This window comes from Streptomyces luteoverticillatus (genome assembly GCF_003970715.1).
Lineage (GTDB): Bacteria > Actinomycetota > Actinomycetes > Streptomycetales > Streptomycetaceae > Streptomyces > Streptomyces abikoensis.
Map to the genome: position 1 here is coordinate 6645423 of NZ_CP034587.1, position 23977 is coordinate 6669399.

The window sequence follows — 23977 nt, forward strand, 5'->3', positions numbered from 1 at the left end:
ACGCGGCGTGACGTCATCCTCCGTCGCGGTCGGAGGCCGGACGGTTGCGGTGACTGGTGTCGCACCACGGGAGGATCTGGCTGCGCCCGCAGGTGCACAGGGCGACCACGGGCCGGTCCGAGCGCGTGATCGTGCCGTCCTCGGCGACGGCCTCGACGGGGCCCTCGACGAGCACGGGGCCGCCGGGTTCCTGCCGTACCCGCGTCGCCCGCGGTTCAGGGGCGCTGTGCACGGATCACCACCAGTTCCTCCGTCTCCTGCCCGGGCGCGAGGAGCCCCCGTCGGCGGAGCCAGTCGGTACGGGAGCGCGTCATCGGGCCCAGGGGCACGACGCGGCGCTCCATGACGTGGGGGCGCAGCCCCGCGGCGGTCAGCAGCGCGAGGGTGGGACCCACCCCGCAGAGCGCGGAGTGCACGAGCAGCAGCACGCCCGACGGCCGCAGCACCGCGGCCACGTCCGCGCACAGCCGGTCCAGCACCACACGGCCGTCCCGGCCGCCGTCCAGGGCCCGGGCGGCCCCCGCGGCGGACACCGGCCCGGGGAGTGGGCAGGTACGGCGGATTGGCGAGCACGACGTCGAACCGCTCGCCGGCGACCGGGGACAGCAGGTCGCCGCGCACCGCCCGGATACGACGCCGGGCCAGCAGCCCGTTGAGACGAGCCGTGAGCACGGCCCGGGCGCAGACGTCGACCGCCGTGACCTCGGCGGCCCCCTGCCGGGCGGCGGCGATCGCCAGGACGCCGCTGCCCGTACCGACGTCCAGCACACGGGCCGCGCGCGGCAGGCCCTCCCGGCGCAGGGCGGCCGCCAGGAGACGGGTGTCCTCCTGCGGCCGGTACACGCCCGGCGGAACGAGAAGTCGCATCCACCACGAGTGACCCGGACGCCCCTGCTTCAAACACCGGACGGCCCCCGTCGGATGGCGGGCGGCTCAGGGCTCTTCGACAGTGGACCCATGCCCGCCCCGCCGCGATGACCCGTGAGGAACGCGCCGACGATGCCCCGACGGCCCCGTGCACGTGAAGCCCCCGACACCGCGGCGGCCTTCGCCCGGCTGAGGAGGCTCAGACCCGGCGGGCCGGAACACGAGCGCGTCCGCCGGGAGATCATCGAAGCCTGGCTGCCGATGTCCGAACGGATCAGCCGGCGCTTCCGCGGCCGTGGCGAAACCGCCGCCGACCTGCGGCAGGTCGCCGCGCTGGCCCTGGTGAAGGCGGTCGACAACTTCGACCCGGACCTGGGCCACGCCTTCCCCTCCTACGCGGTCCCCGCCATCACCGGAGGACTGCGGCGGCACTTCCGGGACTTCGTCTCGACCGTGCGCGTCCCCCGCCACCTCCAGCACGCGTGCTCCGTCCTCCGCGAGGCCCGCGCCGCCCTGGAGCAGGAGCTCCGCGCCGCTCCCACGGCGGCCGACCTGGCGGCGGTCACCGGCATGAGCGAGACGGACGTACGCGAGGGCCTGCGGGCCGAGAGCACCCAGCACACCCGCCTCCTCGAGGACTACGGCAGCGCGTCCGGGCCGTCACTGGCGGACACGATGGGAGGAGCCGACGGAGCGCTGGACCTCGTCCTGGACCGGCACGCGGTGCGGCCGCTGCTCGCCGCCCTCCCCGAGCGCGAACGGCGCGTGCTGTACCTGCGGTACTTCGAGGACCGTACGCAGAAGGACATCGGTGCCGTGCTCGGCGTCTCGCAGATGCACGTCAGCCGCATCCTCACGAGGGCCCTCGGCAGTCTGCGCCGCGGTCTCACGGCCGGCGAGGGTGGCGTGAGCGACCCCACAGGCGGCGCGCTTCCCCTGGCGGGGAAGCGCTTGTGACCATGCCGGGGATGCCGGAACCGGCCCAAGAGGCGCCGCTCCGGGCCGCGATCACACGATCGCGGCCCAGATGAGGACGGTGACGGCGAAGAGGAACACCAGGGCGCCGATGACGAACACCGGACCCTTGGCCCAGCCCCGCGAGAGGTCGTCGCGCGGGCCGGCGCCCCCGGTGCTGTCCTCGCCCGGCGGGGTCTCACCGGGCGGTACCCCGCCGCCCGGCTCCAGACCGGGGGTGCGCTCGGGTTCGGGATCGTGCGTCATGATGATGCCCCGTTTCCTCGGTGCGCGGGACCGTGCGGGTCCGGATCCGCCGATCGTCCCGTTCGGCCCACCTTCACACGCTCCGGTCCCGGACGCGCGCCGGGGCGCCCAGGGGTGTGAACCTGTGTGGGAACCTCCGGCCACGCCGATGACATCGCGGACGCCGGCCAGGACTTCCGGGACCCCGACGCGCAGGAGCAGCGGGTCCGGCACGTCACCGTGCGGATCCCCCGGGGGCCCCGGGTGCCAGAGTGCCGCGTGCCTCGGCGAAGGGGGCGGGCCCCACAGGGCCGGGGCGACGGGCCCGAAGAGGGTGACGCTGGGCGTGCCGTGGGCGACCGCGAGATGGGCGAGGCCCGTGTCCCCGCTGACCACGGCGGACGCCCCGGCGACCAGCGCCGACAGCACCCCGAAGGGCAGGCCGCCCGGGAACGGCTCGGCCCCCGGCATCGCGACGGCGCCCACCAGCTCCTCCTCGCCGGGGCCACCGGTGACCACCACCCGGTGCCCCCGCCGCAGCAGCCCGCGTACGACGGCGGCGTAGCGCCCGCCCGGCCAGCGCCGGGCGGCGGAAGCCGCGCCCGGGTGCACCAGGACCGCGCCCGGGGCGGGCGAGGCGGCGGCCGGGCGCGGCAGCAACAGGTCGCGCGCGTCGGCGGGGATGCCGTAGGCGCGCAGCAGCCGGCACCAGCGCTCGCGTTCGTGCTCGTGGGGAGTCCAGGGCGGGCCGTCCACCTCGGGCGTCTCCGGATGGGCGAAGGCCAGCAGCCTGGCGGGGCGCAGCGCCTGCAGCAGCCGGTGGCTGGGCGGGCCGTTGCCGTGGAGGTCCACGGCGATGTCGGGTGGCGGCCCGGTCCAGTCGAGGGCCGCCGGCACGGCGCGCCCGGGGGCGGCGGCCGGGAGCAGGGTGTCCACGGCGCCGGTCGCCGCCACGGCCTCGCCGAGCTCCGGCGGGGCGGCGAGGACCAGCTCGTGCCCGGGATGCGCGCGGCGCAGGGCCCGCAGCGCCGGCACCCCGGCGAGCAGGTCGCCGAGGCCCAGCGCCCGCAGGACCAGCAGCCGCCGGTTCACGACGGCCGGCGCGCGGCGGCCGCGCGCGTGGCGAGCAGGGTGCTCGACCGGCCGTCGACGTACGGCAGTAGCACCGCCTGCCCGCCCCACGAGGCCAGTTGCGCGGCCTCCGGCATCTGTTCCACGGAGTAGTCGCCGCCCTTGACCCAGACGTGCGGGCGGAGCCGGGCGACCAGGTTCTCCGGGGTGTCCTCGTCGAAGGCGACGACGGCGTCGACGCACTGCAGGGCCCGCAGCACCCGGATGCGGTCCGCGAGCGGGTTGATGGGCCGCCCGGGGCCCTTGCGGCGGCGCACCGAGGCGTCGGAGTTGAGGCAGACGATCAGGCAGTCGCCGATGCCCCGGGCCTGTTGGAGCATGCTGACGTGTCCGGCGTGCAGCAGGTCGAAGCAGCCTCCCGCCGCGACGACCGTGCCCCCGGCCGCCCGGACCCGCCGGGCCAGCCGGACGCCGTCGTCCCGTTCGTCGCCCGCGTCGGCGGGCGCCTCCGGGACGTCCTCCCGGACGGCGGTACGGGGCCCGCCCTCGGCGACGTACCGGGTGGCCGCCGCCACCGCGCCCTGCACGGCCTCGGCCGGCAGCGCGCCGTCGCCCAGCAGCCCGGCGGCCGTGGCCGCGAAGCAGTCGCCGGCTCCGCACGCGTCGCCGTCGTAGCGGGCGGCCGCCGGTACGAGCAGGGGGCTGTCGCCGTTGGAGAGCAGCGCGCCGCGCGGGCCCAGGGTGACCGCCACCCCGGCGGCCCGCCACCGTACGACCAGCTCCTCCGCCATCCGGGCCGTCGCGCGCAACTCCGCGCCGCCCTCGGTGTCGTGGCCGAGGAACCGGCGGGCCTCCGCGCCGGTGGGGGTCACCAGCCGGGCTCCCGGAACGGGGGGTCCGCCACGGGGGTGAGGGTCCCATACGAGGGTCGCGCGGCGGGCGCGGGAGGCGAGCTCGTCCCGCAGCGCGTCGGCCGTGCCCCGGGCGTAGTCGGCGACGAGCAGTGCCGCCGCCCGCGACACGGCCCGGCGGGCCGTGTCGGTGGCCGCCGCGGCCCGGCCGGTGCCCCGGTCGAGCCGCACCATGGGCCGTCCGCCAGCCAGGACGCGCGTCTTCTCGGGCAGCTCGCCGTCGAGGGGCAGCGCCACCACCGTCATGACGGCCTCCAGGAGCCCGCGCACCCGCAGGCTGGCCGGGTCCGTGCCGAGCGCGGTGACGAGGGTGACGGCGCGCCCGGCGCGGGCGGCGAGGCAGGCGGCCAGGGCCGCCCCGCCGGGCCGGACGTGCTCCGAGCAGTCGTCCAGGACCGGCACGGGGGCGTCCGGCGCCAGCCGCTCGGCGGTGCCCACGAGGTCCCGGTCGAGCAGGGTGTCCCCGACGACCACCAGGGGACTCGTACCGGTCGTGCCGTTCATGGGCGACAGCCCCTTTCTCGCTCCGCTCGTTCTCACACGCCCAGTTCGGTGTCGAAGGCGCCGCACATCAGGTGCACCGCCACCAGGTGGAGTTCCTGGACGGTCGCGGTGGAGCCCGCCTCCACGCACAGCGTCTCGTCGCCGGCCTCGGCCAGCGGGTTGGGGGCGGGTCCGGTCAACGCCCATACGTGGGCGGCTGATTCGTGCCCGGCCCTCGCGGCGGACAGCAGGTTGGGGCTGGCGCCGCTCGTGGACATCAGGATCAGCACGTCGCCGGGGCGGGCGTGCGCCCGTACCTGGCGGGCGAACAACTCGTCCGGGCCGTAGTCGTTGACGATGGCGGTGCAGCTGGAGGTGTCCGCGTGGAGGGCGATGGCGGAGAAGGGCGCCCGGTCCACGCGGTAGCGGCCCACGAGCTCCGCCGTGAGGTGCTGGGCCTGGGCGGCGCTGCCGCCGTTGCCCGCCGCGAGGAGCCTGCCGCCGGCGGCCAGCGTCGTGGCCAGCCGCGCCCCCCAGCGCTCGGCGGTGGCCGCCTGCTCGGCGCGGAACCGTTCCAGGGCGGTCAGGAGACGTCCGCAGTGGTCGCCGTGCGCGGCGAGGGGCCTGCTCGTGCGGGTGGCGGTCATCGGGCACCTCCGGAGGAAAGGGACAGCGGGGCGGCGACCCGGTCGTAGACGCTCTCCACGCCGTCCGCCACGTGGTCCCAGGTGAATCCGCCGAGCATGCGCGCCCGCCCGGCCGCGCCGAAGGACGCGAGGCGCCGCTGTGAACCGAGGAGACTCCGCACCGCCCGGGCGAGTTCCGCCGGGTGGTCCGGTTCGACCAGCAGTCCCGTCTCGCCGTGCGCCACCGTGTCCCGGTGCCCGCCGACGTTCGTGGCGATCACCGGCACGCCACAGGCCATGGCCTCCAGCGGCACGATCCCGAACGGCTCGTAGACCGGGGTGCACAGCACCACGTCGGTGCTGCGGATCAGGGCGGGCATGTCCTCGTGCGGCACGCAGCCGAGGAGGAGCAGCCGGTCGGCGACGCCCAGCCGCCGGGCGAGGGCCGTCAGCCGTGCCGCCTCCGGGTCCTCCGGGACGCCGTCGGCGGGTGGTCCTCCCGCCACCAGGAGTTCCGCGTCGGGCACGTCCGCCAGCGCGCGCACCGCGACGTCGACGCCCTTGCGGGCGACGAGCCGGCCGATCGCGAGGAGCCGGTGCCGGTTCCGCCGGCCCGGGGCGGCGGCCGTCCCGCCGCGGGCGGTGAAGTGCTCGGTGTCCACGCCGCACGGCACGACGGAGCAGCGGTGCCCGGGGATGCCCATGGCCCGCAGTTCCCGCACCTCGTCCGAGCAGGTGGCCAGGACCCTGGAGCAGGACATGCCGATCCGCCGCTCCACGTCCGGCCGTCCGGCCGGGCTGGTGTCGGCGGCGCCCTGGTGGCGCCGCTTGACGGTGCCCAGCGCGTGGTAGGTCTGCACGACCGGCACGGTGAGGTGGGTGGTGGCCAGCAGCGCGGCGAGGCCGGACATCCAGAAGTGGGCGTGCACCACCTCGGGCGGTTCCGCCTCCCACGCGTCGGCCAGCCGGGCGCCGAAGCACGGCATGTGCGCGTACAGCTCGTCCTTGGGGACCGCCCGCGCGGGACCGGCCCGCACGTGCTCGACCACGGCGCCCGACGGGAGGGGGACGCGGTCGGGCAGGGCGTCGTCGTCCCGGCGGGTGTAGACGGTCACGTCGTGCCCCCGCTCGGCCAGCCGGCCCGCCAGCCGGGCGACGTAGACGTTCTGCCCTCCGGCGTCCGGCCCGCCGAGGGCGGCGAGCGGGCTCGCGTGCTCGGACACCATGGCGATCTTCATCGGGTCACCTCCTTGAGCAGCCGGTCCCAGTCGTCCAGGAACCGGGGCAGGCCGTAGCGGGCGAGCGCCGCCGCGCGGGCCGCCCGGCCGGTCTCCCGGGCCGCCTCGCGGTCGGCGACGAAACGGCGGAGGGCGTCGCGCAGGACGTCCAGCCGGTTGGAGACCACCCCGGCGCCCGCCGGGACGGCTTCGGCGACCTCGGTCGTGGCCAGCGCCACCACCGGCATGCCGAGGTGCATGGCCTCCAGGAGCGAGAGGCCCAGGGACGTCCAGCGCACCGGATGGAGGTACGCGCGGCGCTCGGCCATCGCCCGGTGCAGCGCGGCCTGAGGCAGGTCCTTCCCCCGGCACCGCTCGGGCGGCAGGCCGAGGCGCTCCGCGACGTGCTCGGTGCGCATCCCGAAGACGTCCAGCGGGGCCGCCTCGGAGAAGTGGCCGAGCAGGTCGGTGCCGGTCGTACGGCCCCGCCGCAGCGGCTCGTTGACCACGACGGCGACCCGTGGCAGCTCGCCGGTCCACAGCGGTCCGGGATCCACGATGCCGTGCTCGATCACCGTCGTGGGCGTCGTGCCGCAGTCCCACAGCAGCCGGTTGAAGTGGGTGACGTGCGCGATCGTCAGCTCCGGCCGGTCGGCGGCGGGGTGCCGGGTGTCGGGCACGGGCCCGCCGGGGGCGTTGTGCTCCAGGTAGACGGTGGGCACGTCCCGTCCGGGACGTCGGCCGAGGAGGCGCCGGACGAGCTCGAACTCGCGCGGGCGCTGGAGGACCAGCAGGTCGACGTCGGTGTCGCGCAGCCGGTCCACGGGCACCTCGACGACGGAGGCGGGCCAGTCGAAGGTGGCGGCGCGCCCCCGCCCGTCGGGCCCCCGGTCCGGGGTGACGGGCACCAGGTAGGTGTGCGGGCCCTGGACGAACGCCGTCGTCCACGAGCCGTGCACGTGCCACAACAGGATCCTCACGGTGACCACTCCATCCGGTCGGCCGGCTCCGCCCCGCCCGGGCCGGGCTCCAGGCCGGGCGCGCGCCCGGTGAGCTTCTCCACGGCGGCCAGCACGTCCTCGGGGGACACCTCGTTCAGGCACGGATGCCCGGCGACGGGGCACACCCGGGCGCGGCTGCCGGCGCACGGGGCCCGCTGGTCCCCGAGGAGCACGTGCGGCACGCCGAAGGGCGCCCACCGCTCGGCCGGCACCACCGGGGCGAACAGGGACACCACCGGAGTGCCCACGGCGGCCGCCAGATGGGCGGGCCCGGTGTTGCCGGCGACGACCACGGCCGCCCGGGCGAGCACCTCGGTGAGTTCGGCGGGCGTGGTGCGGCCCCCGAGGTCGAGGGCGGAGCCGTGGGCGACGGAGGCGGTCAGCTCCCGTTCGCCGGGGCCGCCGGTGACCACGGTCCGGTAGCCCGCCCGCGACAGCAGCCGCACGGTCGTGGCGAGCCGGTCCCGCCCCCAGCGGCGGGCCGGCACCGCGGCGCCGGGGTGGACGACCACGTAACCGTCCGCGCCGGCCGGGCGGTTCCCCGGCGGCGTCCGGCGGACCGCGAGCCGCCCGTCGTCGCCCTCCGGCAGCGGGAAACCCGCCGCCCCGGCGAGGTCGAGCGCGGCCTCCACCTCGTGCCGGTGCGGCAGCCTGCGGTGCCGCAGGTCCAGCAGCGCGCCCGGGTAGTCCTCGCAGTCCGCCGCCAGCCGGCGTGCGCCGGCCATGCGCAGCAGCAGCGCCAGCGGCAACGGGCTCTGGTGGTACGACGTCAGGACGAGCGCCACGTCCGGCGGGTCCTGCGCGACGCGCCCGACGAACCGCGCCACGTCGGCCGCGTCCACCGGCGGCGGCTCGAAACCCACCCAGGGGGCGTCCCACTCGATCACCTCGTCCACCCCCGGCAGCATCCGCGCCGCCGGGGCGCCGAGCGGGCCGCACAGCAGCGTGACGCGCTCGGCGCGGGCGGCGACGGCACGGATCGCGGGCCCGGCGAGGAGAACGTCGCCGAAGCTGTCCAGCCGCGCCACCATGGCCTTCACCGCCGGCCACCCCCCTCCGGCACCGGCAGGACGGTCGTGCCCAGGGCCAGGCGCGCCGCCGTCGGCAGATCGGGTGCCGGGCGGAGCGCGCGGGCGACCTCCTCGGGCCGGGTGAGCGGTGTCGGCACGAGCACACCCGTCGCCCCGGCCGCCGCCGCGGCCTCCATGTCGCCGCCGATGTCACCGATCACCACGCACCGGTCCGGGGCCACGCCCAGCGCCCGGGCGGCCGACAGGACCAGCCCCGGCGCCGGTTTGCGGCAGGGGCAGCCGTCGTCCGGATGGTGGGGGCAGATCCGCCACACGTCGAACGGCCCGAGCAGCCGCTCCACCCGGGCGTTGACCGCCGCCACCTGACGTGCCGTCAGCAAGCCCCGGCCGATGCCCGACTGGTTGGTGACCACACCGGTGCGCACGCCCCGCCACCGCAACAGCGCGAGAGCCTCGTGGGCACCCGGCAGCGGCACGACCCGGGCCGGGTCGCCGTTGTAGGGGACGTCCTCGATCAGCGTGCCGTCCCGGTCGAACAGTACGGCGGCGGGCAGGGCGCGGCCGCTCATGCCGGGGGCCTCACGGGTGCCGCCACCGGTTCCGGGGGCACCGGGGGTGGGAACCGGCCGGGCAGCGGCCGCCGGCCGCGGTGCCGGAGGGTGCCGCGCAGCCGGTGCCAGACGGCGAGCGGCGGAATGGCGACGCTCGTGGCCACCATGGCCGTGACCTCCCTGGGCGTCCGGGGGCCCGGCGCGATCCGCGCCCACGCGAACTCGGCGGTCCCCGCCGCCCAGCCGAGTGCGGCCGCCGCGCCGAGGGCCGGGCGGCGGGCGAGCGCCAGGGCGGCCGCCCCCGCCCCGGCGGCGGTGATCAGCGCGTGCCGCCGCAGCCGCCCGCGCGGCGCCTCCGCCCGCCCCCACCAGTCGCGCCCGTGGAGCCGCACCATCAGGGCGTCGTCCGCGTTGCCGGCCTGCTGCCGCAGCGAGACCAGGAGGCCGGACGGGCGCACCGGGTGCCGGGTGACGCGCGTCCCCCGCTCCAGCCGCCACCCGACGGCCATGACCCGCAGGGCGAGGTCGGCGTCCTCCCGGAAGGCCCGGGGGAAACGCTCGTCGAAGCCGCCCACGGCGTCGAGCACGGAGGTGCGGTAGGCCATGTCGGCCGTCGCCCAGCGGGCCCGGGCCAGCCCGGCGGTGCCGCGTTCCCAGTCCGTGGGCCGCCGGTCGGTGGGCAGGGGCACGTCGAGCACGCCCTGCACGCCGCCCGTCCACGGCTCCGCCCGGGCCAGGTCGCGGGCCAGGTCGGCGCGCCAGGCGGGGGTCACCCGCACGTCGTCGTCGAGGAACACCACCCAGGGCGTGGTCACCGTCAGCCAGCCCGTGTTGCGGGCGGCGGCGGGACCCCTGCCCCCGCTGTGGGCCGCTCTGGCGACGCCGCGCAGCTCGCCGAGCGCGTCCAGCGGCAGCGGCGACAGCCCGCCGCGCGGCCCTGGCCGGTCGTCCACGACGGCGACCTCGCGGGGGGCGGGGCCCACGGATCCGGCCAGCGCGGCCAGACAGCGCTCCAGACAGGGGCGCCCGAGCGTGGGAACGACGACCGCGTAGGCCGGCGGGGTGCTCATGGCTCCTCCGGCGTGCCGCAGAGCAGGGTCCGGCGCACGGCGTACGGGCCGAGCGCCAGCAGGTCCACCGGTGCCGAGCCGAAGCACTCCAGCGCGTCCCGGGGATCGTCGACCATCGGCCGGCCCGCCGTGTTGAGACTGGTGTTGACGACCACGGGCAGGCCCGTCCGCCGTTCGAACGCGGCCAGCATCCGGGCCACCAGCGGCTCCCGCGCCGGGTCGACCGTCTGGATCCGCGCGGTGCCGTCCACGTGCACGACCGCCGGGATCCGGTCCCGCCACGGCCGCGTCACCCGGTGGACGAAGAGCATGTACGGGCTGGGCAGCGGCCCTTCGAAGATCTCGGCGGCCCGGTCCGCCGCGACCATCGGGGCCACCGGACGGAACTCCTCGCGCCCCTTGACGTGGTTGAGCCGTTCCAGGTTCGCCACGTGCCCGGGATGGGCGAGCAGCGACCGGTGCCCGAGGGCGCGCGGCCCGTACTCGCTGCGCCCCTGGAACCAGGCCACGATGCCGTCCCGCGCCAGCTCCCGGGCCACCGCCTCGGCGATGTCGGGAGGCCGTTCGTACGGCACGCGAGCACGCTCCAGCCAGCCCCTCAGCTCCTCGTCCGACCACTCCCGGCCCAGGTCCGCCCCTTTCATGGGAGTGGGCAACAGGCCGCCGTCCGCCTCCAGTTGCAGCGCGCCGCCCAGCGCGGTCCCCGCGTCACCGGCCGCCGGCTGCACCCACACCCGACGGAAGGGGCCCTCCACGGCGAGCCGCGTGTTGGCCACGCAGTTCAGGGCCACCCCGCCCGCCAGGGCCAGCGTCCCGGCACCGGTCCGGCCGTGCAGCCAGCGCGCCAGGTCCAGGAGCACCTCCTCCAGGCACGCCTGGGTGCTCGCGGCCAGGTCGGCGTGGTCCTGCGTCCACTCCCGCCCCGCCGCGCGGGGCTCGGTGAGCGCCTCCCACGGCACCGCGCGGGCCAGGAAACCGCCGTCCCCCGTCGCGTGGATGTGGGTGCGCAGCTCCGGCAGGAACCTCGGCTTCCCGAAGGCCGCCAGCGCCATCACCTTGTACTCGTCGCTGCTGCGCAGGAAACCCAGATGCTCCGTCAGCTCCTCGTAGACCAGCCCCAGCGAGGACGGCAGATCCTGCGCGGCCAGCACCTCCAGCTCCCCGCCCCGGTACACCCCCGCCAGATGCGAGGCGCACTCGCCGCGCCCGTCCAGGACCAGGACGGCGCTGTCGCGGTCCGGCCCGGCCAGCGCGGCGGAGGCGGCGTGGGCGACGTGATGGGGGACGAAGCGGACCTGCTCCGCCGCCAGGCCCGGCAGCGCGTCCGCCAGGAACCTGGGCGCCTCCCGGGCGTACGTCTGCCGCAGCCCGTCCCAGGGGTCGTCGAGCCCCATGGCGTCCGCCGGGCGGGCCAGCGCGGGGTCGTAGGAGTAGGCGACCGCGTCGAGATCGGCCGGGCGCAGCCCGGCGCGCTCCAGGCACCACGCCGCCGACCGGACCGGCTGCTCCCAGGCCGCGAACGGCACCGGTCGCTTGCCGTGCTTCCGCCGGGAGAACCGCTCCTCCTCGGCGGCGGCGACGATCCGCCCGTCGACGACGAGGGCGGCCGCGGGGTCGTGGAAGAGCGCGTTGATTCCGAGGATGCGCATGGCGTGCTCCGTCTTCGGCGACAGGGGGCGGCCGCTCGAGGGAACGGCGTTTCAGGGGGGTGAGGGGTTCTCAGGGGGCGAGTGGCCGGGTGAACCACTCGACGGTCCGCTTGAGCCCTTCCTCGCAACTCACGCGCGGCCGCCAGCTCAGCAGCCGCTCGGCCGTCGTGGTGTCGGGACGGCGCTTTCCGGGATCGTCCACCGGGCGGTCGACGAAGCGGACGGTGGACGCCGAACCGGTCAGGCCGATGATCCGCTCGGCCAGTTCGAGGACCGGCTCCTCGTCGGACCCGCCGATGTTGACCGGTCCCGGGTAGCCGCTGGCGGCGAGGGCGAGAATGCCGTCGACCGTGTCGTCGACGTAGGTGAGGCAACGCGTCTGGCTGCCGTCCCCGGCGACCGTCACCTGTTCCCCCGCGAGGGCCTGCCGGATGAACGTGGGCACGGCGCGCCCGTCGTCGGCCCGCATCCTCGGGCCGTAGGTGTTGAAGATGCGGACGATGGCGGTGTCCGCGTCGTACGTGCGCCGGTACGCGCTGACCAGCGCCTCCGCGTAGCGCTTGGACTCGTCGTAGACGCTGCGCGGGCCGATGGGGTTGACGTTGCCCCAGTACCGCTCGCGCTGAGGATGCTCCAGAGGGTCGCCGTACACCTCCGAGGTGGAGGCGAGGAGGAAGCGGGCATGGTCCCGCAGGGCCCGCTCCAGGGCCGTGTGGGTGCCGACGCTGCCGGCCTCCAGGGTCTCGATGGGCAGCCGGAGGTAGTCGCGGGGGGACGCCGGGCAGGCCAGGTCGAGGACCAGGTCGACCGGCCCGGGTATGGAGTCGAGGGCCGCCGGGTCGGTGACGTCGGCCTCGACGAAGCGGAAGCCCGCGCTGCCCGTCAGGTGTCCGATGTTCTCGCGGGATCCGGTCGACAGGTTGTCGACGCAGTGCACTTCCGTCCCGCCGGCCAGCAGCCGTTCACAGATGTGGGACCCGATGAAACCGGCTCCGCCGGTGACCACCGCGCGGTTCCACTCTCCGCCCATGACGGCCCTCCTTCGCACAGTGCGCGGCCGACAAGTCCGGCGCGGGGCCGGGGAGATGAGGGGGACCGTCGGCAACGCGGGATCGATTCCGGCCGCTCGCGCTCCTGGCGCGAAAGATGGAGGCCCGGGGTCCGTTGCTTTTCGGGGGGCTGCTCACGGGCCCGATCACGGATGCCCGGTCTGTGCAGCGAGTAGCGACTCATCACAGCTTCGCACAGCACCCCGGACCACTCCACTCGGGACACGATTGCCGGTCCGGGGGAGCGGGGCGAGCCTGGAGGGGCGACGAGGAAGGGAGCGGCTCCATGCGTGTATCCGTCATCGGCTGCGGCCATCTGGGCATCCCGCACGCCGTCGCGATGGCCGAGATCGGCCACGAGGTCATCGGCGTCGACCTCGACCGGCCGAAGATCGACCGCCTGACGCGAGGTCAATGCCCCATCCACGAAGGTGGGTTGGCCGACCTGCTGGCCCGGCATGCCGGCACCGGACGGCTGCGCTTCAGCACCGGCTTCGCCGAGGCGGCCGCCTTCGCGGACGTCCACTTCCTCGCCGTCGGCACCCCCCTCGACGCCGCCGGACGCGGCTACGACACCACCCAGGTCCTCGGCGCCGCCGAAGCCCTGGCCCCCACCTGACCAGGCCCTGCGTCGTCATCGGCAAGTCCACGGTGGCCGTCGGCACCACCCGCGAGCTGGCCGGACTGCTGGCCCGCCGGGCACCGGCGGGGGAGGGCGTCGAGGTCGTCTGGAACCCCGAGTTCCTCCGTGAGGGACACGCCATGGAGGACACCCTCGCGCCCGACCGCATCGTCGCCGGAGTGCCCTCCCGGCACGCCGAGGACGTCGTCCGCGAGCTCTACGGCCCCCTGCTGCGCCGGGGGATCCCGCTGTGCGTCACCGACCACGCCACGGCCGAGCTGATCAAGAGCGCCGCCAACGCCTACCTCGGCCTGAAGATCGCCTTCATCAACGGGGTGGCCGACATGTGCGCCGCGGCCGGAGCCGACGTCCAGCAGCTCGCCGAGGCCATCGGCCTCGACCCGCGCATCGGCCGCGGCGGCCTGACCGCCGGGCCCGGCTACGGCGGCGGCTGCCTGCCCAAGGACATCCGGGCCTTCACCGCCGCCGCCGAAGCCCTCGACGCCCCCGAGGCGGCCGCCCTCCTGAACGCGGCCGAGCGGGTCAACGACTCACGGCCCGCCGCCGCCCTCCGCCTCGTCGAGGAGACCCTGGGCCGCGCCGTCACCGGAGCGAAGGTCACGGTGTGGGGCGCGGCCTTCAAGGCCGGCACGAACGACATCCGTGAATCCCCCGCCCTCGCGATCGCCACGCTCATGCACCGGCGGGGCGCCGCCGTCACCGTCCACGACCCCCTCGCGGTGCCCACCGCGCTGACCCACCACCCCTACCTCACCTACGAGACGGACCTGGAGGCGTCCGTCACCGGGGCCGAACTCGTCGTCCTGGCCACCGAATGGCCGCACTTCCGCCACGCCGCCCCCGACCGCCTCGCCACCCTCGTCGCCAGGCCGGTCCTCGTCGACCTCCGCAACCTCCTCGACGCCGGCACCTGGCGCTCGGCGGGCTGGACGGTCCGCCAGCTCGGCCGCCCCGCTCACGAAGGGCGGTGACCCCGCCCCCCGCCGGGCCCCGGGGCGGCGACCACCCGCACGCTCCGCACGGTCGTGTCGGCGTCCATGAAGGACCGCCTTCCCCGGTCGGCGGCGGACAGACGTCCGTGCGGCGGATTCCCCTACGCGTTCCCGACGCGGAGCGTCGGTGTGGCGGGCAGCGGCGGCCGGGGCCGGCTCGCGAGCGACGGGTCCACCCGGGCGCAGCGCCACAGCTCCTCGGCATAGGGGACGGCGACGCACAGGGCGACGGACGCCAGGACGCCCGCCCGGGCGCGGCCGGACAGCGGCCGGGCCTTGGGGCGCAGTGAGAAGTCCGGACGCGCGGGGCCCCGCCCGAAGAGCGCCAGGGCCTGGTCCCAGTGGAGGGCGGTCAGGGAGAGGACGGCCATGAGCGGCACGGTCTCCAGCAGGCTGTGCACGTGCTGCTCGGTCGTCGTGACCCGGCGCCGCTCCTCCGCGTACGCCACGTCCCAGAACGCCGTGGCCTGATGGGCGCACAGCCCGAGCAGGGCCCACGCGAGCACGCCCGCGTCGACCTGGCAGAACAGCCCGAGCACCACCGGGAACCCGGCCTCGGTGAGCATGACCGCGTGGATGACGGACTCCCGGGTGCCGGCGGTGCTCTCGATGCCGGAACGCCGGTGCAGCCACCAGTCGGCCAGGCCCGCGCCGATCCACAGCGGCACCACGAAGCCGACCAGGATCCGCCGCGTGGCGTCGTCGACCCCGGCGTGGCGCCGGGCCTCCCGGTTCACGAAACGCTCCGCCCCGGGCACCCCCGCCCCGAGGAACCGCCGCAACCGCCGTCGTAACGTCACCCTCACCGCAATGACCTCCACTCCAGCCGGGAATCTCCACCCCACGCCGCCCGGCCGGCGTCCGCAACCGGGACGGACCGTCCAAACGGAGCAGGCATGGCGGGCACCGGCCCGGGGCAGGTGCCAGCCTGACCTGTGAGGACGGCACCGGCCGTCCCCTCGACCCCCGATCGCCTACCCGCGACCTCCGAGGCGGTAACCATGACCGCGTACGACGACATGACCACCGCCGCCCGGTCCCCGCACCCCCGCGCGGCGGTCTTCGACGTGGACGGCACGCTCGTGGACACCAACTACCTCCACGCCGTCTGCTGGTGGGAGGCCTTCCAACAGCAGGGCCACCGCGTCGCCATGACGGACATCCACCACACCGTCGGCATGGGCTCGGGCCGCCTCCTGGACCGGCTGCTCGGCGAGGACCGCGACCACGAGGGCGACGACGCCCTCGACGCGGCGCACAAGTCCCTCTACGCCACCTATTTCGACCGCCTCCCCGTGCTCGACGGAGCGGCCGACCTGCTGCGCGCCCTCGCCGACCGGGACTGGCGGATCGTCCTGGCCACGTCCGCGCAGGGCAGCGAACTCGAGGCGCTGCGGCGCGCGATCGGCGCCGACGACGCGATCCGCGACGCCACCAGCGCCGACGACGTGGACGCGAGCAAGCCCGCGCCGGACCCGGTGCGGCAGGCCCTGGAGGACGCGGACGTGCCCCCGGAACGGGCACTGTTCGTCGGGGACACCGTCTGGGACGTCGAGGCGGCGCGCAGGGCCGAAGTGGGCTGTGTGGCGCTGCTGTCCGGGGGGATCGGCCGGGCCGAGCTCGAGGAGGCGGGCGCGATCGCCGTCTACCGCGACCCCGCCGCGCTCCTGGCGGACCTGGACGCCAGCCCGTTCGGCCGGATGGAACGGGCCTGAACCGACAGCCGTACGTGTGGGTTCCGGTTTCCGCCCACCGATGCCGGGAAACCGGAACCCATGGCGCGAATCGGCTACACGATGATGACGGAACAGGCAGGACCGAGGGATCTCGTCGCCCATCTCGTGGGCGCCGAGGAGGCGGGTTTCGACTTCTCGGTGATCTCGGACCACTACTTCCCCTGGCTCGCCTCCCAGGGACACAGCCCCAACGCGTGGGCCGTCCTCGGGGCCGCCGCGCAAGCCACCTCCCGCATCCCGCTGATGACCTTCGTGACCTGCCCCACCACCCGCTACCACCCCGTCGTGGTCGCCCAGCAGGCGGCCACCGTCCAGGCACTCTCCCAAGGGCGCTTCCGGCTCGGGCTCGGCTCCGGGGAGAACCTCAACGAGCACGTGGTCGGTGAGGGCTGGCCCTCGGTCGACATCCGGCAGGAGAAGCTGGCGGAGGCGGTGACGATCATCCGGGCCCTGTTCGAGGGCCGGACGCTCACCCACCACGGCGCCCACTACGACGTCGCCCACGCGAAGCTGTGGGACCTGCCCGACCCCGTCCCGCCCATCGGCATCGCCGTCTCCGGCGAGGACTCCTGCCGCATCGCCGGCCACCTCGCCGACCTGGTCATCGCCACCGAGCCGCGCAAGGAACTCCTCGACTCCTTCGACAGCCACGGCGGCTCCGGCAAACCCCGCGTCGGCCAGCTGCCCGTCTGCTACGACCGGGACCGCGACGCGGCCGTCGCCCGCGCCCACGACCAGTTCCGCTGGTTCGGGCTGGGCTGGCCGGTGAACGCCGAGCTCCCCCACGACATCGCCTTCGCCTCGGCGTCGCGGTTCGTCACCAAGGACGACGTGGCGGACGCCATCCCGTGCGGCTCGGACGTGCGGGACTTCGTCGAGGCCGTCCGCCCCTACGCCGAGGCCGGGTTCACCGAGATCGCCCTCGTCCAGATCGGCGGCGGCCACCAGGAGGAGTACCTCCGCTGGGCGGCCGCCGAACTCCTCCCGGCCCTGCGCGAACTCTGAACCCCGCGCGAACTCCGAGGGCCGCGGACGCCCCGCGTCAGCCCAGCAGCCGGGCCGCGACCTTCAGGTCCGCCACCAGCCCCGCGTGCATCGCGGCCCGCTCCTCCGCCAGCCACGGCTTGCACGCCCTGATCTCCTTCAGGTCCGGCGCCTTGTGGATACGGCGCTTGCCGCGCCGCGCCGGCTCGAACTTGAAGTGCTTGACGGCGTTGGTGACATACGTCCCCTCGGGGTCGATGCCGGCCTCGCCGAGGGCCCGGTCCAGCACACCGCCGGCGGGGCCGACGAACGGCCGGCCCTGCCGGTCCTCCTGGTCGCCCGGCTGCTCGCCCACCAGGAGCATGCGCGCCGAGGTGTCACCGGCGCCGAAGACCGTCTGGGTCGCCTCCCGGTACAGGGGACAGCCCTGACAGCCCGCCGCCGCGTCCCTCAGGGCACGCAGGCCGGCTCCTTCGGGCACATAGGGCCCCGCGTCGTAGCCCTCGGGTCCTTGTGACATGTCGATCCTCCCTGGGGTCGGTCACAGTGTCGCCCCCGCACCGTCCGATCGGCGGCTCTCGCCCTGCGCCGTGGTGTCGCCAGTGCCACGGTGGGCATGTGCGTGAATGAGCGAGAGGAGTCGGTGATGCCCAGGGGTTCCAGCTCCAAGCGTGAGCGGCAGTACGAGCACATCAAGGACAGCGCGCTGGACCGGGGGAGAGTACGAAACGGGCGGAGGAGATCGCGGCGCGCACCGTCAACAAGGAGCGGGCCCGCTCGGGGGAGTCGAAGACGGCCAGCCGTTCCTCGCTCCAGGACATGTCGTCCTCGCAACGCGGCGGGAAACGCTCGCACTCCGGCTCCCAGGGCCCGACCAAGGAACAGCTCTACAACGAGGCCAAGCAGAAGAACATCGAGGGCCGCTCGAACATGAACAAGGACGAGCTGAAGCGGGCCCTGGGCCGGAGCTGACCCGGTCACGGGGGGCCGCATGCCCGCGAACGGAGCAGCCGGAACGGACCCGCCGGAAGCCGAGGGGCCCAGGCGGGACGGCCGTCACGAGTCCCCGGCCCAACGGGCGGACCGCCGCTGGACCGAACTGCTCCAGGAAGTACGCGTCACCCAGACAGGTGTCCAGATCCTCTTCGGCTTCCTGCTCACCGTCGCCTTCACCCCCCGCTTCGCCACCCTCGGCGACACCGACCGTGCCATCTACGTCGTCACCGTGGTGCTGGGCGCGGCCACGACCGGCGCCCTGGTGGGGCCGGTGGCCTTCCACCGGATCGTCAGCGGACACCGGCTCAAGGCACAGACCGTGACCTGGGCCGCGCGGCTGACCATGGCCGGCGTGGTCCTGCTGCTGGCCACCGTCACCTCGGCGCTGCTGCTGATCCTGCGGATCGCCCTCCACAACGCGGCGGTGCCCTGGGTGGTCGGCGGCGTGGTCGCCTGGCTGGTGCTCTGCTGGTTCGGGCTCCCCGGCTGGGCGCTGCACCGGTACGAACGCAGGAAATAACCGCGGGACCGGACCCCTGGGAAAGGAGTGTCACCCGAGATGCGCATCGCGTTCCTCGTGGCACCGGAAGGTGTCGAACAGATCGAACTCACCGACCCCTGGCAGACCGTGCGGGACGCCGGAGGCACCCCCGAGCTGGTCTCCACCAAAGCGGGGCGCGTCCAGGCGTTGCACCACCTGGACAAGGCGGACACCTTCGCCGTCGACACCGACCTGGACCGGGCCCGGCCCGACGACTACGCCCTGCTGGTGCTGCCGGGCGGAGTCGCCAACCCCGACGCGCTGCGCCTGGACGAACGCGCCATCGCCTTCATCCAAGCGTTCTTCACCGCCGGGAAGCCCGTCGCCGCGATCTGCCACGCCCCGTGGACGCTGGTCGAGGCCGACGTCGTCGACGGTCGCACCCTCACTTCCTGGCCCAGTCTGCGCACCGACATTCGCAACGCGGGCGGGAACTGGGTCGACGAAGAGGTCGTCGTCTGCGGTGACGGCCCCAACATGCTGATCACCAGCCGTAAGCCCAAGGACCTCAAGGCGTTCGGCGCCGCGCTGACCGAAGAACTCCGGAAGCAGCGCGGCGGGTGAGTCTCAGCGGGTGAAGCGGTGGTCCTCCTCGATGACCGGGGCGGCCGGAGGTGGCGGCTGGGTATGCCGGCGTTTGAACACGCTCACATACGCGGCGGTGCCGAGGAAGCCGACCGCCATCAGGATCAGGCCGACAAGCGTGATGTTCATGCCTTGTACGTGCCAGTCCACGGCGAAGCTGAGGATCGCGCCCACAGCGATGAGGCCGATGCACCATCCCATGCCCATGGTTGATTACCTCCATCGGTTCGGCTCAGGAGCGCGTACCCCCGGCCGGGAGAGTCAACCATCGGGCCTCTCACGTATGACCGCGGCCTCCTACCAATAGTGACGCCGGCCGCCGACGGCGTGACCCGCCGCCCCCAGGACCCACAGAATCAGGCCTACGACCAGCAGGATGATGCCGATCGTCCACAGGATATGGAGACCCAGCAAGAATCCGACGATGAGAAGGATGACACCTAGGATGATCACGACGATCTCCTGAGTTTTACTCGGTTGTTTCATCAAGTTTCAGGATATCTCCGGGGCGGTGCGCCGGGAAGGCCCGGGAGTGCCGCCGGGGGCGGCGCTCCCGCATCGCTACTTGCCGGACTTCCTGACCTTGGCGGCCGCCTCCTGGGCCTTTCCCTCCAGCTTCTCGATATGGCCCCGGGCCTCTTGCTTCGGGTCACCCGTGACGCGCCCGGCGGTTTCCTTCAGGGTGCCCTTGACCTGCTTGGCCTTTCCCTTCGCCTTGCCCATGATCCCCACTCCAAAGGACGGAAAGGACGGAATTGCCTGTGCCTCCAGCTCACTCCTTGCCTTCCGGGACCGCAACCGGGGTCCGGCGCGGGCGAACGGGTGACGCTCCCGTGCCCGACGGCTGAATGCCCCGTTTACCGGTCACGGCCGCAGGGAACGGAGAGGCGATGCCGCAGCTGGAGATCGATCGCGTCCTGGAGCCCCCGGAGGACTCCTCCGACCTGGGCGGCGGCCTGGGCGGCCGGATCAGGGAATACCTCACCACGACCGATCACAAGACGATCGGGAACATGTACCTGGTGACCTCCTTCGGGTTCTTTCTGCTCGGAGGCCTGCTGGCGATGCTGATGCGGGCGGAGCTCGCCCGGCCGGGACTTCAGCTCTTCAGCACCACCCAGTACAACCAGCTGTTCACCATCCACGGCACGATCATGATGCTGCTCTTCGCGACCCCCACGTTCACGGGGTTCGCCAACGCCGTCATGCCACTCCAGATCGGCGCCCCCGACGTCGCCTTCCCCCGCCTGAACGCCCTGACGTACTGGCTGTTCCTCTTCGGCGGGCTGATGGTCGTCTCCGGGCTCGTCGTGCCCGGCGGGGCGGCGTCCTTCGGCTGGTTCGCCTACGCCCCGCTGAACGGCGGCGTCTACTCGCCGGGCGCGGGCGGCGACCTGTGGGCCATGGGCCTGGTGCTGACGGGAGTGAGCACGACGCTGGGCTCGGTCAATTTCATCGCCACGATCCTGTGCCTCCGGGCCCCGGGGATGACCATGTTCCGGATGCCGCTGTTCACCTGGAACGTCCTGCTCACGGCGGTTCTGGTGCTGCCCGCCTTCCCCGTGCTGACGGCGGCCCTGTTCGCGCTGGAGGCGGACCGGAAATTCGGCGCCCACGTATTCGACGCCGCGAACGGCGGGGCCCTGCTCTGGCAGCACCTCTTCTGGTTCTTCGGCCACCCCGAGGTCTATATCGTCGCCCTGCCGTTCTTCGGCGTTGTGACCGAGATCGTGCCGGTCTTCAGCCGCAAACCCGTCTTCGGTTACACCGGAATGGTCGGCGCGACCATCGCCATCACCATGCTCTCGGCCACGGTCTGGGCCCACCACATGTTCGCCACCGGCGCCGTACTGCTGCCGTTCTTCTCACTCATGTCCTTCCTCATCGCGGTACCGACCGGGGTGAAATTCTTCAACTGGATCGGCACCATGTGGCGGGGCAGTGTCTCCTTCGAGACACCCATGCTGTGGTCGGTCGGATTCATGGTGACCTTCCTGCTGGGCGGGCTCAGCGGAGTCGTCATCGCCTCCCCGCCCCTGGACTTCCATCTGACCGACAGTTATTTCATCGTCGCCCATCTCCATTACGTCCTCTTCGGCACCATCGTCTTCGCCATGTTCGGCGGCTTCTACTTCTGGTGGCCCAAACTCACCGGGAAAATGCTGGACGAGCGCATCGGCAAGGTGCACTTCTGGACGCTGTTCACCGGATTCCAGACGACATTCCTCGTCCAGCACTGGCTCGGCGAGATGGGCATGCCCCGCCGCTACGCCGACTATCTGGCGGCCGACGGGTTCACCGTCCTGAACACCGTCTCCTCCATCGGCGCGTTCCTGCTCGGCCTGTCCACCCTGCCGTTCCTGTACAACGTCTGGAAGACGGCGCGGTACGGCGAGAAGGTCGAGGTCGACGACCCCTGGGGGTACGGGCGCTCGCTGGAGTGGGCCACCGGCTGCCCACCGCCCCGCCACAACTTCGAGGCGATTCCACGGATCCGCTCCGACTCGCCCGCCTTCGACCTCCACCACCCGGAGGTCCGCGCCCTGCCGGCCGGCTCCGGCAAGGCCGAGCCGACCCCCGACACGCTGGGAGAGCACAGCGAATGAAGACCGAGGCCTGTCTCTTCGCCGGTGTCGCGGTCTTCTTCCTCCTCACCGACGCGGTCTACATGTGGTTCGCCCGGGAACCGGCCGGCGGCGCGGCGCTGACCGTCTGCTTCCTCATGGCGTCCGTCATCGCCTTCTTCTGCGCCGTGAACCACCGCCGCAAGGGCGGCAGACCGGAGGACCGCCGCGACGGGCGGATCCACGAGCGCGGCGGCGCGCTGGACTTCTTCCCGCCGCACAGCGGCTACCCGCCCCTCACCGCCCTGGGCGCGGCCCTGCTGGTGCTCGGCATCGTCTACGGGCTGTGGCTGTTCATCATGGGAGCCGCCGTCACCGTCGCCGGAATCCTCGGCATGGTCTTCCAGTTCGTGAACGCGGACGACTGACCCGGGCGCCCCGGCGCCTATTCCTCCTCCGCCCCCGGGAGCGGCCCCAGCGTCCGGCCCGAGACCTGGAGCCGCTGCTCGGTGGTGGCCGGCATCTCCACCCGGTCCCGGTAGTACCAGGAGCTCAGCGCCGCCCGGAGCCGGTACCGGCGCGGCGACCCCACCGCCGGGCGGGACAGCGGCGCCGGGACGTCGCGCACCAGCAGCCGGTAGCGGTACGCGGCCCCCAACGGCCGGCTCCCCTCGCGCATCCGCCCCTCCGGCGACTGGCTGACCGCCCCCGTCTCCTCACCCTCCCGCAGCAGCTTGCGGTCGTGGGCCTGCAGCGCCAGGCAGACCCGCTTGGTGACGAGGAAGGCGAGCGGCGGCCCGGCGACCACCGCCACACGGTAGATCCAGGTCAGCGTCTCCAGGGACACCCGGAAGATCATCGCTGTGACGTCGTTGCCCGCGGCCGCCAGCAGCACCGCGTAGAACACGACGGCCGCCACGCCCAGGGCGGTGCGCACGGGCCGGTCCCGGGGACGGTCGCACAGATGGTGCTCCATGAGGTCCCCGGTGACCCACCTCTCGAAGAAGGGGTAGAGGTAGAGCACCAGGAAGAGCACGCCGGGCAGCACCACCGCGGGCAGGAGGACGTTCCACATCAACGTGTGACCGCCCACCACGTTCTCCCACGGCGGCATGAGCCGCAGGGCGCCCTCCAGGAACCCCACGTACCAGTCCGGCTGGGCGCCCGTCGACACCTGGTCGGCCCGGTAGGGCCCGTACAGCCAGACCGGGTTGACCTGGGCGATGCCGCCCAGCAGCGCGAGCACACCGAAGACCGTGAGGTTCAGCCCCACCGACCGGGTGGCGAACTGCGGGAACATCGGCATGCCGACCGCGTTGCGGTTCGTCCGCCCCCGCTCCGCCCAGTGGGTGTGCTTCAGATACACGACCAGCAGCAGGTGCGCCGCGACCAGCGCGATCATCAGGCCCGGCACGAGCAGCACATGCGCGATGTACATGCGGCGCATCACGATGTGTCCCGGGAACGGCCCGCCCCACACGAAGAAACTCAAGTAAGTGCCGACCACCGGGATCGACATCACGATCGTATTGGCCGTCCGCAACCCCGTGCCCGACAGCAGGTCGTCCGGCAGCGAGTAGCCGCAGAAGCCCTCCAGCAGCGCGAGCATGAACAGCGTCACGCCGATCATCCAGTTGAGCTCACGCGGCCGGCGGAACGCGCCGGTGAAGAAGACCCGCAGCATGTGCACACCCAGGGCCGCCACGAACACCAGGGCCGCCCAGTGGTGCGTCTGCCGGATCAGCAGCCCGCCGCGCACGTCGAAGCTGATGTAGAGCGTCGAGGTGTAGGCGTTGGAGGCGAGGAGCCCGCGCAGCGGCCCGTACGAACCCTGGTAGACCTCCTTGCTCAGGTCCGGGTCGAAGAACAGCGTCAGATAGGTGCCGGTGATCAGCAGCACCATCAGGCTGTAGAGCGCGATCTCGCCCAGCAGGAACGACCAGTGGTCCGGGAACGCCTTCCTGAACAGCGCCCTGGCCACTTCGGAGACCGGGGCGCGGCGGTCGAGCCCGACGTACCCGGTGAAGGCGGCCTGCCGCGCCCGGGCCCTGAGCATCGCCCTCCGCTTCCGCAGCAGCATGCGTTCACCACGCTCCCTCCGGGACCGGTCCCACCGCCGGTGGACAGATGTCGACAGATAGATCACGGCACGGCCCCGGCCGTGCGCCGGAGAGCCCCGGCCCGACGGGCCGGGCGTTCCTCCCAACGGG

23 protein-coding genes and 5 pseudogenes are annotated in these 23977 nt (G+C 73.9%); 9 read left to right on the forward strand and 19 right to left on the reverse strand.

Going from position 1 to position 23977, the window contains the following annotated elements; all coding sequences use genetic code 11:
* Positions 1 to 13: 13 nt before the first annotated feature.
* Positions 14 to 232, reverse strand: a complete 219-nt coding sequence (locus EKH77_RS29490; RefSeq protein WP_126917287.1) for a CDGSH iron-sulfur domain-containing protein — start codon at positions 230 to 232, stop codon at positions 14 to 16.
* Positions 216 to 867, reverse strand: a pseudogene (locus EKH77_RS29495) (HemK2/MTQ2 family protein methyltransferase). Before EKH77_RS29495 ends, EKH77_RS29490 begins: the two are co-directional and overlap by 17 nt.
* 132 nt (positions 868 to 999) lie before the next feature.
* Here EKH77_RS29495 and EKH77_RS29500 point away from each other — a divergent pair.
* Positions 1000 to 1824 carry a sigma-70 family RNA polymerase sigma factor gene (locus EKH77_RS29500; protein ID WP_126917288.1) on the forward strand — a complete coding sequence of 275 codons (825 nt, stop codon included), beginning with the start codon at positions 1000 to 1002 and terminating at the stop codon, positions 1822 to 1824.
* Positions 1825 to 1875: 51 nt separating this feature from the next.
* Here EKH77_RS29500 and EKH77_RS33435 read toward each other — a convergent pair whose 3' ends face one another.
* The 11 genes and pseudogenes from EKH77_RS33435 to EKH77_RS29550 form a co-directional block, all read right to left on the reverse strand.
* Positions 1876 to 2088 carry a DUF6480 family protein gene (locus EKH77_RS33435; RefSeq protein WP_206280057.1) on the reverse strand — a complete coding sequence of 71 codons (213 nt, stop codon included), beginning with the start codon at positions 2086 to 2088 and terminating at the stop codon, positions 1876 to 1878.
* 168 nt (positions 2089 to 2256) lie between these two features.
* Positions 2257 to 3159, reverse strand: a pseudogene (locus EKH77_RS29505) (glycosyltransferase family 9 protein); the annotation flags it as partial.
* Positions 3156 to 4553: a D-glycero-beta-D-manno-heptose 1-phosphate adenylyltransferase gene (gene rfaE2 / locus EKH77_RS29510; protein WP_126917289.1), complete on the reverse strand. Its 1398-nt coding sequence runs from the start codon at positions 4551 to 4553 to the stop codon at positions 3156 to 3158. The pseudogene EKH77_RS29505 and the gene rfaE2, both read right to left, overlap by 4 nt.
* Positions 4554 to 4585: 32 nt before the next feature.
* On the reverse strand, positions 4586 to 5179 hold the full coding sequence (locus EKH77_RS29515) for a D-sedoheptulose-7-phosphate isomerase (RefSeq protein ID WP_126917290.1): 594 nt from the start codon (positions 5177 to 5179) through the stop codon (positions 4586 to 4588).
* On the reverse strand, positions 5176 to 6396 hold the full coding sequence (locus EKH77_RS29520) for a glycosyltransferase (protein WP_126917291.1): 1221 nt from the start codon (positions 6394 to 6396) through the stop codon (positions 5176 to 5178). Before EKH77_RS29520 ends, EKH77_RS29515 begins: the two co-directional genes overlap by 4 nt.
* Positions 6393 to 7355 (reverse strand): glycosyltransferase, encoded by a 963-nt coding sequence (locus EKH77_RS29525; RefSeq protein WP_126917292.1) that lies wholly within the window; start codon positions 7353 to 7355, stop codon positions 6393 to 6395. Before EKH77_RS29525 ends, EKH77_RS29520 begins: the two co-directional genes overlap by 4 nt.
* On the reverse strand, positions 7352 to 8416 hold the full coding sequence (locus EKH77_RS29530; protein WP_126917293.1) for a glycosyltransferase family 9 protein: 1065 nt from the start codon (positions 8414 to 8416) through the stop codon (positions 7352 to 7354). The genes EKH77_RS29525 and EKH77_RS29530 overlap by 4 nt, the downstream gene beginning before the upstream one ends.
* Positions 8413 to 8976, reverse strand: a complete 564-nt coding sequence (locus EKH77_RS29535) for a D-glycero-alpha-D-manno-heptose-1,7-bisphosphate 7-phosphatase (RefSeq protein WP_126917294.1) — start codon at positions 8974 to 8976, stop codon at positions 8413 to 8415. The genes EKH77_RS29530 and EKH77_RS29535 overlap by 4 nt, the downstream gene beginning before the upstream one ends.
* Positions 8973 to 10028 (reverse strand): glycosyltransferase family 2 protein, encoded by a 1056-nt coding sequence (locus tag EKH77_RS29540; protein ID WP_126917295.1) that lies wholly within the window; start codon positions 10026 to 10028, stop codon positions 8973 to 8975. The genes EKH77_RS29535 and EKH77_RS29540 overlap by 4 nt, the downstream gene beginning before the upstream one ends.
* Positions 10025 to 11677 carry a carbamoyltransferase family protein gene (locus tag EKH77_RS29545; RefSeq protein WP_126917296.1) on the reverse strand — a complete coding sequence of 551 codons (1653 nt, stop codon included), beginning with the start codon at positions 11675 to 11677 and terminating at the stop codon, positions 10025 to 10027. Before EKH77_RS29545 ends, EKH77_RS29540 begins: the two co-directional genes overlap by 4 nt.
* Positions 11678 to 11747: 70 nt before the next feature.
* Positions 11748 to 12707 (reverse strand): NAD-dependent epimerase/dehydratase family protein, encoded by a 960-nt coding sequence (locus EKH77_RS29550; protein WP_126917297.1) that lies wholly within the window; start codon positions 12705 to 12707, stop codon positions 11748 to 11750.
* A gap of 305 nt (positions 12708 to 13012) precedes the next feature.
* On the opposite strand from EKH77_RS29550, the pseudogene EKH77_RS29555 reads away from it, so the two are divergent.
* Positions 13013 to 14340 (forward strand): annotated as a pseudogene (locus EKH77_RS29555) (UDP-glucose dehydrogenase family protein).
* 122 nt (positions 14341 to 14462) lie between these two features.
* Here EKH77_RS29555 and EKH77_RS29560 read toward each other — a convergent pair.
* Positions 14463 to 15098 (reverse strand): diguanylate cyclase, encoded by a 636-nt coding sequence (locus EKH77_RS29560; RefSeq protein WP_206279952.1) that lies wholly within the window; start codon positions 15096 to 15098, stop codon positions 14463 to 14465.
* 264 nt (positions 15099 to 15362) lie between these two features.
* Here EKH77_RS29560 and EKH77_RS29565 point away from each other — a divergent pair, with 264 nt between their 5' ends.
* Positions 15363 to 16076 (forward strand): HAD family hydrolase, encoded by a 714-nt coding sequence (locus EKH77_RS29565; protein WP_240667599.1) that lies wholly within the window; start codon positions 15363 to 15365, stop codon positions 16074 to 16076.
* 60 nt (positions 16077 to 16136) lie between these two features.
* Positions 16137 to 17102: a TIGR03557 family F420-dependent LLM class oxidoreductase gene (locus tag EKH77_RS29570; protein ID WP_126917298.1), complete on the forward strand. Its 966-nt coding sequence runs from the start codon at positions 16137 to 16139 to the stop codon at positions 17100 to 17102.
* Positions 17103 to 17154: 52 nt separating this feature from the next.
* Here the strand turns inward: EKH77_RS29570 and EKH77_RS29575 are convergent.
* Positions 17155 to 17601 (reverse strand): annotated as a pseudogene (locus EKH77_RS29575) (uracil-DNA glycosylase family protein); the annotation flags it as partial.
* 126 nt (positions 17602 to 17727) lie between these two features.
* Between EKH77_RS29575 and EKH77_RS29580 the strand changes: the two are divergent.
* From EKH77_RS29580 to EKH77_RS29590, 3 genes and pseudogenes are all read left to right on the forward strand, one after another.
* Positions 17728 to 18053: pseudogene (locus EKH77_RS29580) on the forward strand (plasmid stabilization protein).
* 19 nt (positions 18054 to 18072) lie between these two features.
* A complete protein-coding gene (locus EKH77_RS29585) occupies positions 18073 to 18597 on the forward strand; it encodes a DUF6328 family protein (protein ID WP_126917300.1) in 525 nt (174 codons plus the stop codon).
* Between the two features lie 39 nt (positions 18598 to 18636).
* Positions 18637 to 19182: a type 1 glutamine amidotransferase domain-containing protein gene (locus EKH77_RS29590; protein ID WP_126917301.1), complete on the forward strand. Its 546-nt coding sequence runs from the start codon at positions 18637 to 18639 to the stop codon at positions 19180 to 19182.
* Positions 19183 to 19185: 3 nt separating this feature from the next.
* Here EKH77_RS29590 and EKH77_RS29595 read toward each other — a convergent pair whose 3' ends face one another.
* The 3 genes from EKH77_RS29595 to EKH77_RS29605 all read right to left on the reverse strand — a co-directional run bounded on the left by EKH77_RS29595 (position 19186) and on the right by EKH77_RS29605 (position 19926).
* A complete protein-coding gene (locus EKH77_RS29595; protein ID WP_126917302.1) occupies positions 19186 to 19410 on the reverse strand; it encodes a DUF6458 family protein in 225 nt (74 codons plus the stop codon).
* 90 nt (positions 19411 to 19500) lie between these two features.
* Positions 19501 to 19656: a DUF6131 family protein gene (locus EKH77_RS29600; protein WP_240667815.1), complete on the reverse strand. Its 156-nt coding sequence runs from the start codon at positions 19654 to 19656 to the stop codon at positions 19501 to 19503.
* A gap of 108 nt (positions 19657 to 19764) precedes the next feature.
* Complete coding sequence (locus tag EKH77_RS29605; RefSeq protein ID WP_126917304.1) at positions 19765 to 19926, reverse strand: CsbD family protein; 162 nt, start codon at positions 19924 to 19926, stop codon at positions 19765 to 19767.
* Between the two features lie 167 nt (positions 19927 to 20093).
* On the opposite strand from EKH77_RS29605, the gene ctaD reads away from it, so the two are divergent.
* Together ctaD and ctaF are read left to right on the forward strand one after the other, a co-directional pair.
* A complete protein-coding gene (gene ctaD / locus EKH77_RS29610) occupies positions 20094 to 21809 on the forward strand; it encodes an aa3-type cytochrome oxidase subunit I (protein ID WP_126917305.1) in 1716 nt (571 codons plus the stop codon).
* Positions 21806 to 22195 carry an aa3-type cytochrome oxidase subunit IV gene (ctaF, locus tag EKH77_RS29615; RefSeq protein WP_126917306.1) on the forward strand — a complete coding sequence of 130 codons (390 nt, stop codon included), beginning with the start codon at positions 21806 to 21808 and terminating at the stop codon, positions 22193 to 22195. The genes ctaD and ctaF overlap by 4 nt, the downstream gene beginning before the upstream one ends.
* A gap of 17 nt (positions 22196 to 22212) precedes the next feature.
* Here ctaF and qcrB read toward each other — a convergent pair whose 3' ends face one another.
* Positions 22213 to 23847, reverse strand: a complete 1635-nt coding sequence (qcrB, locus tag EKH77_RS29620; RefSeq protein ID WP_126917307.1) for a cytochrome bc1 complex cytochrome b subunit — start codon at positions 23845 to 23847, stop codon at positions 22213 to 22215.
* Between the last annotated feature and the right edge of the window lie 130 nt (positions 23848 to 23977).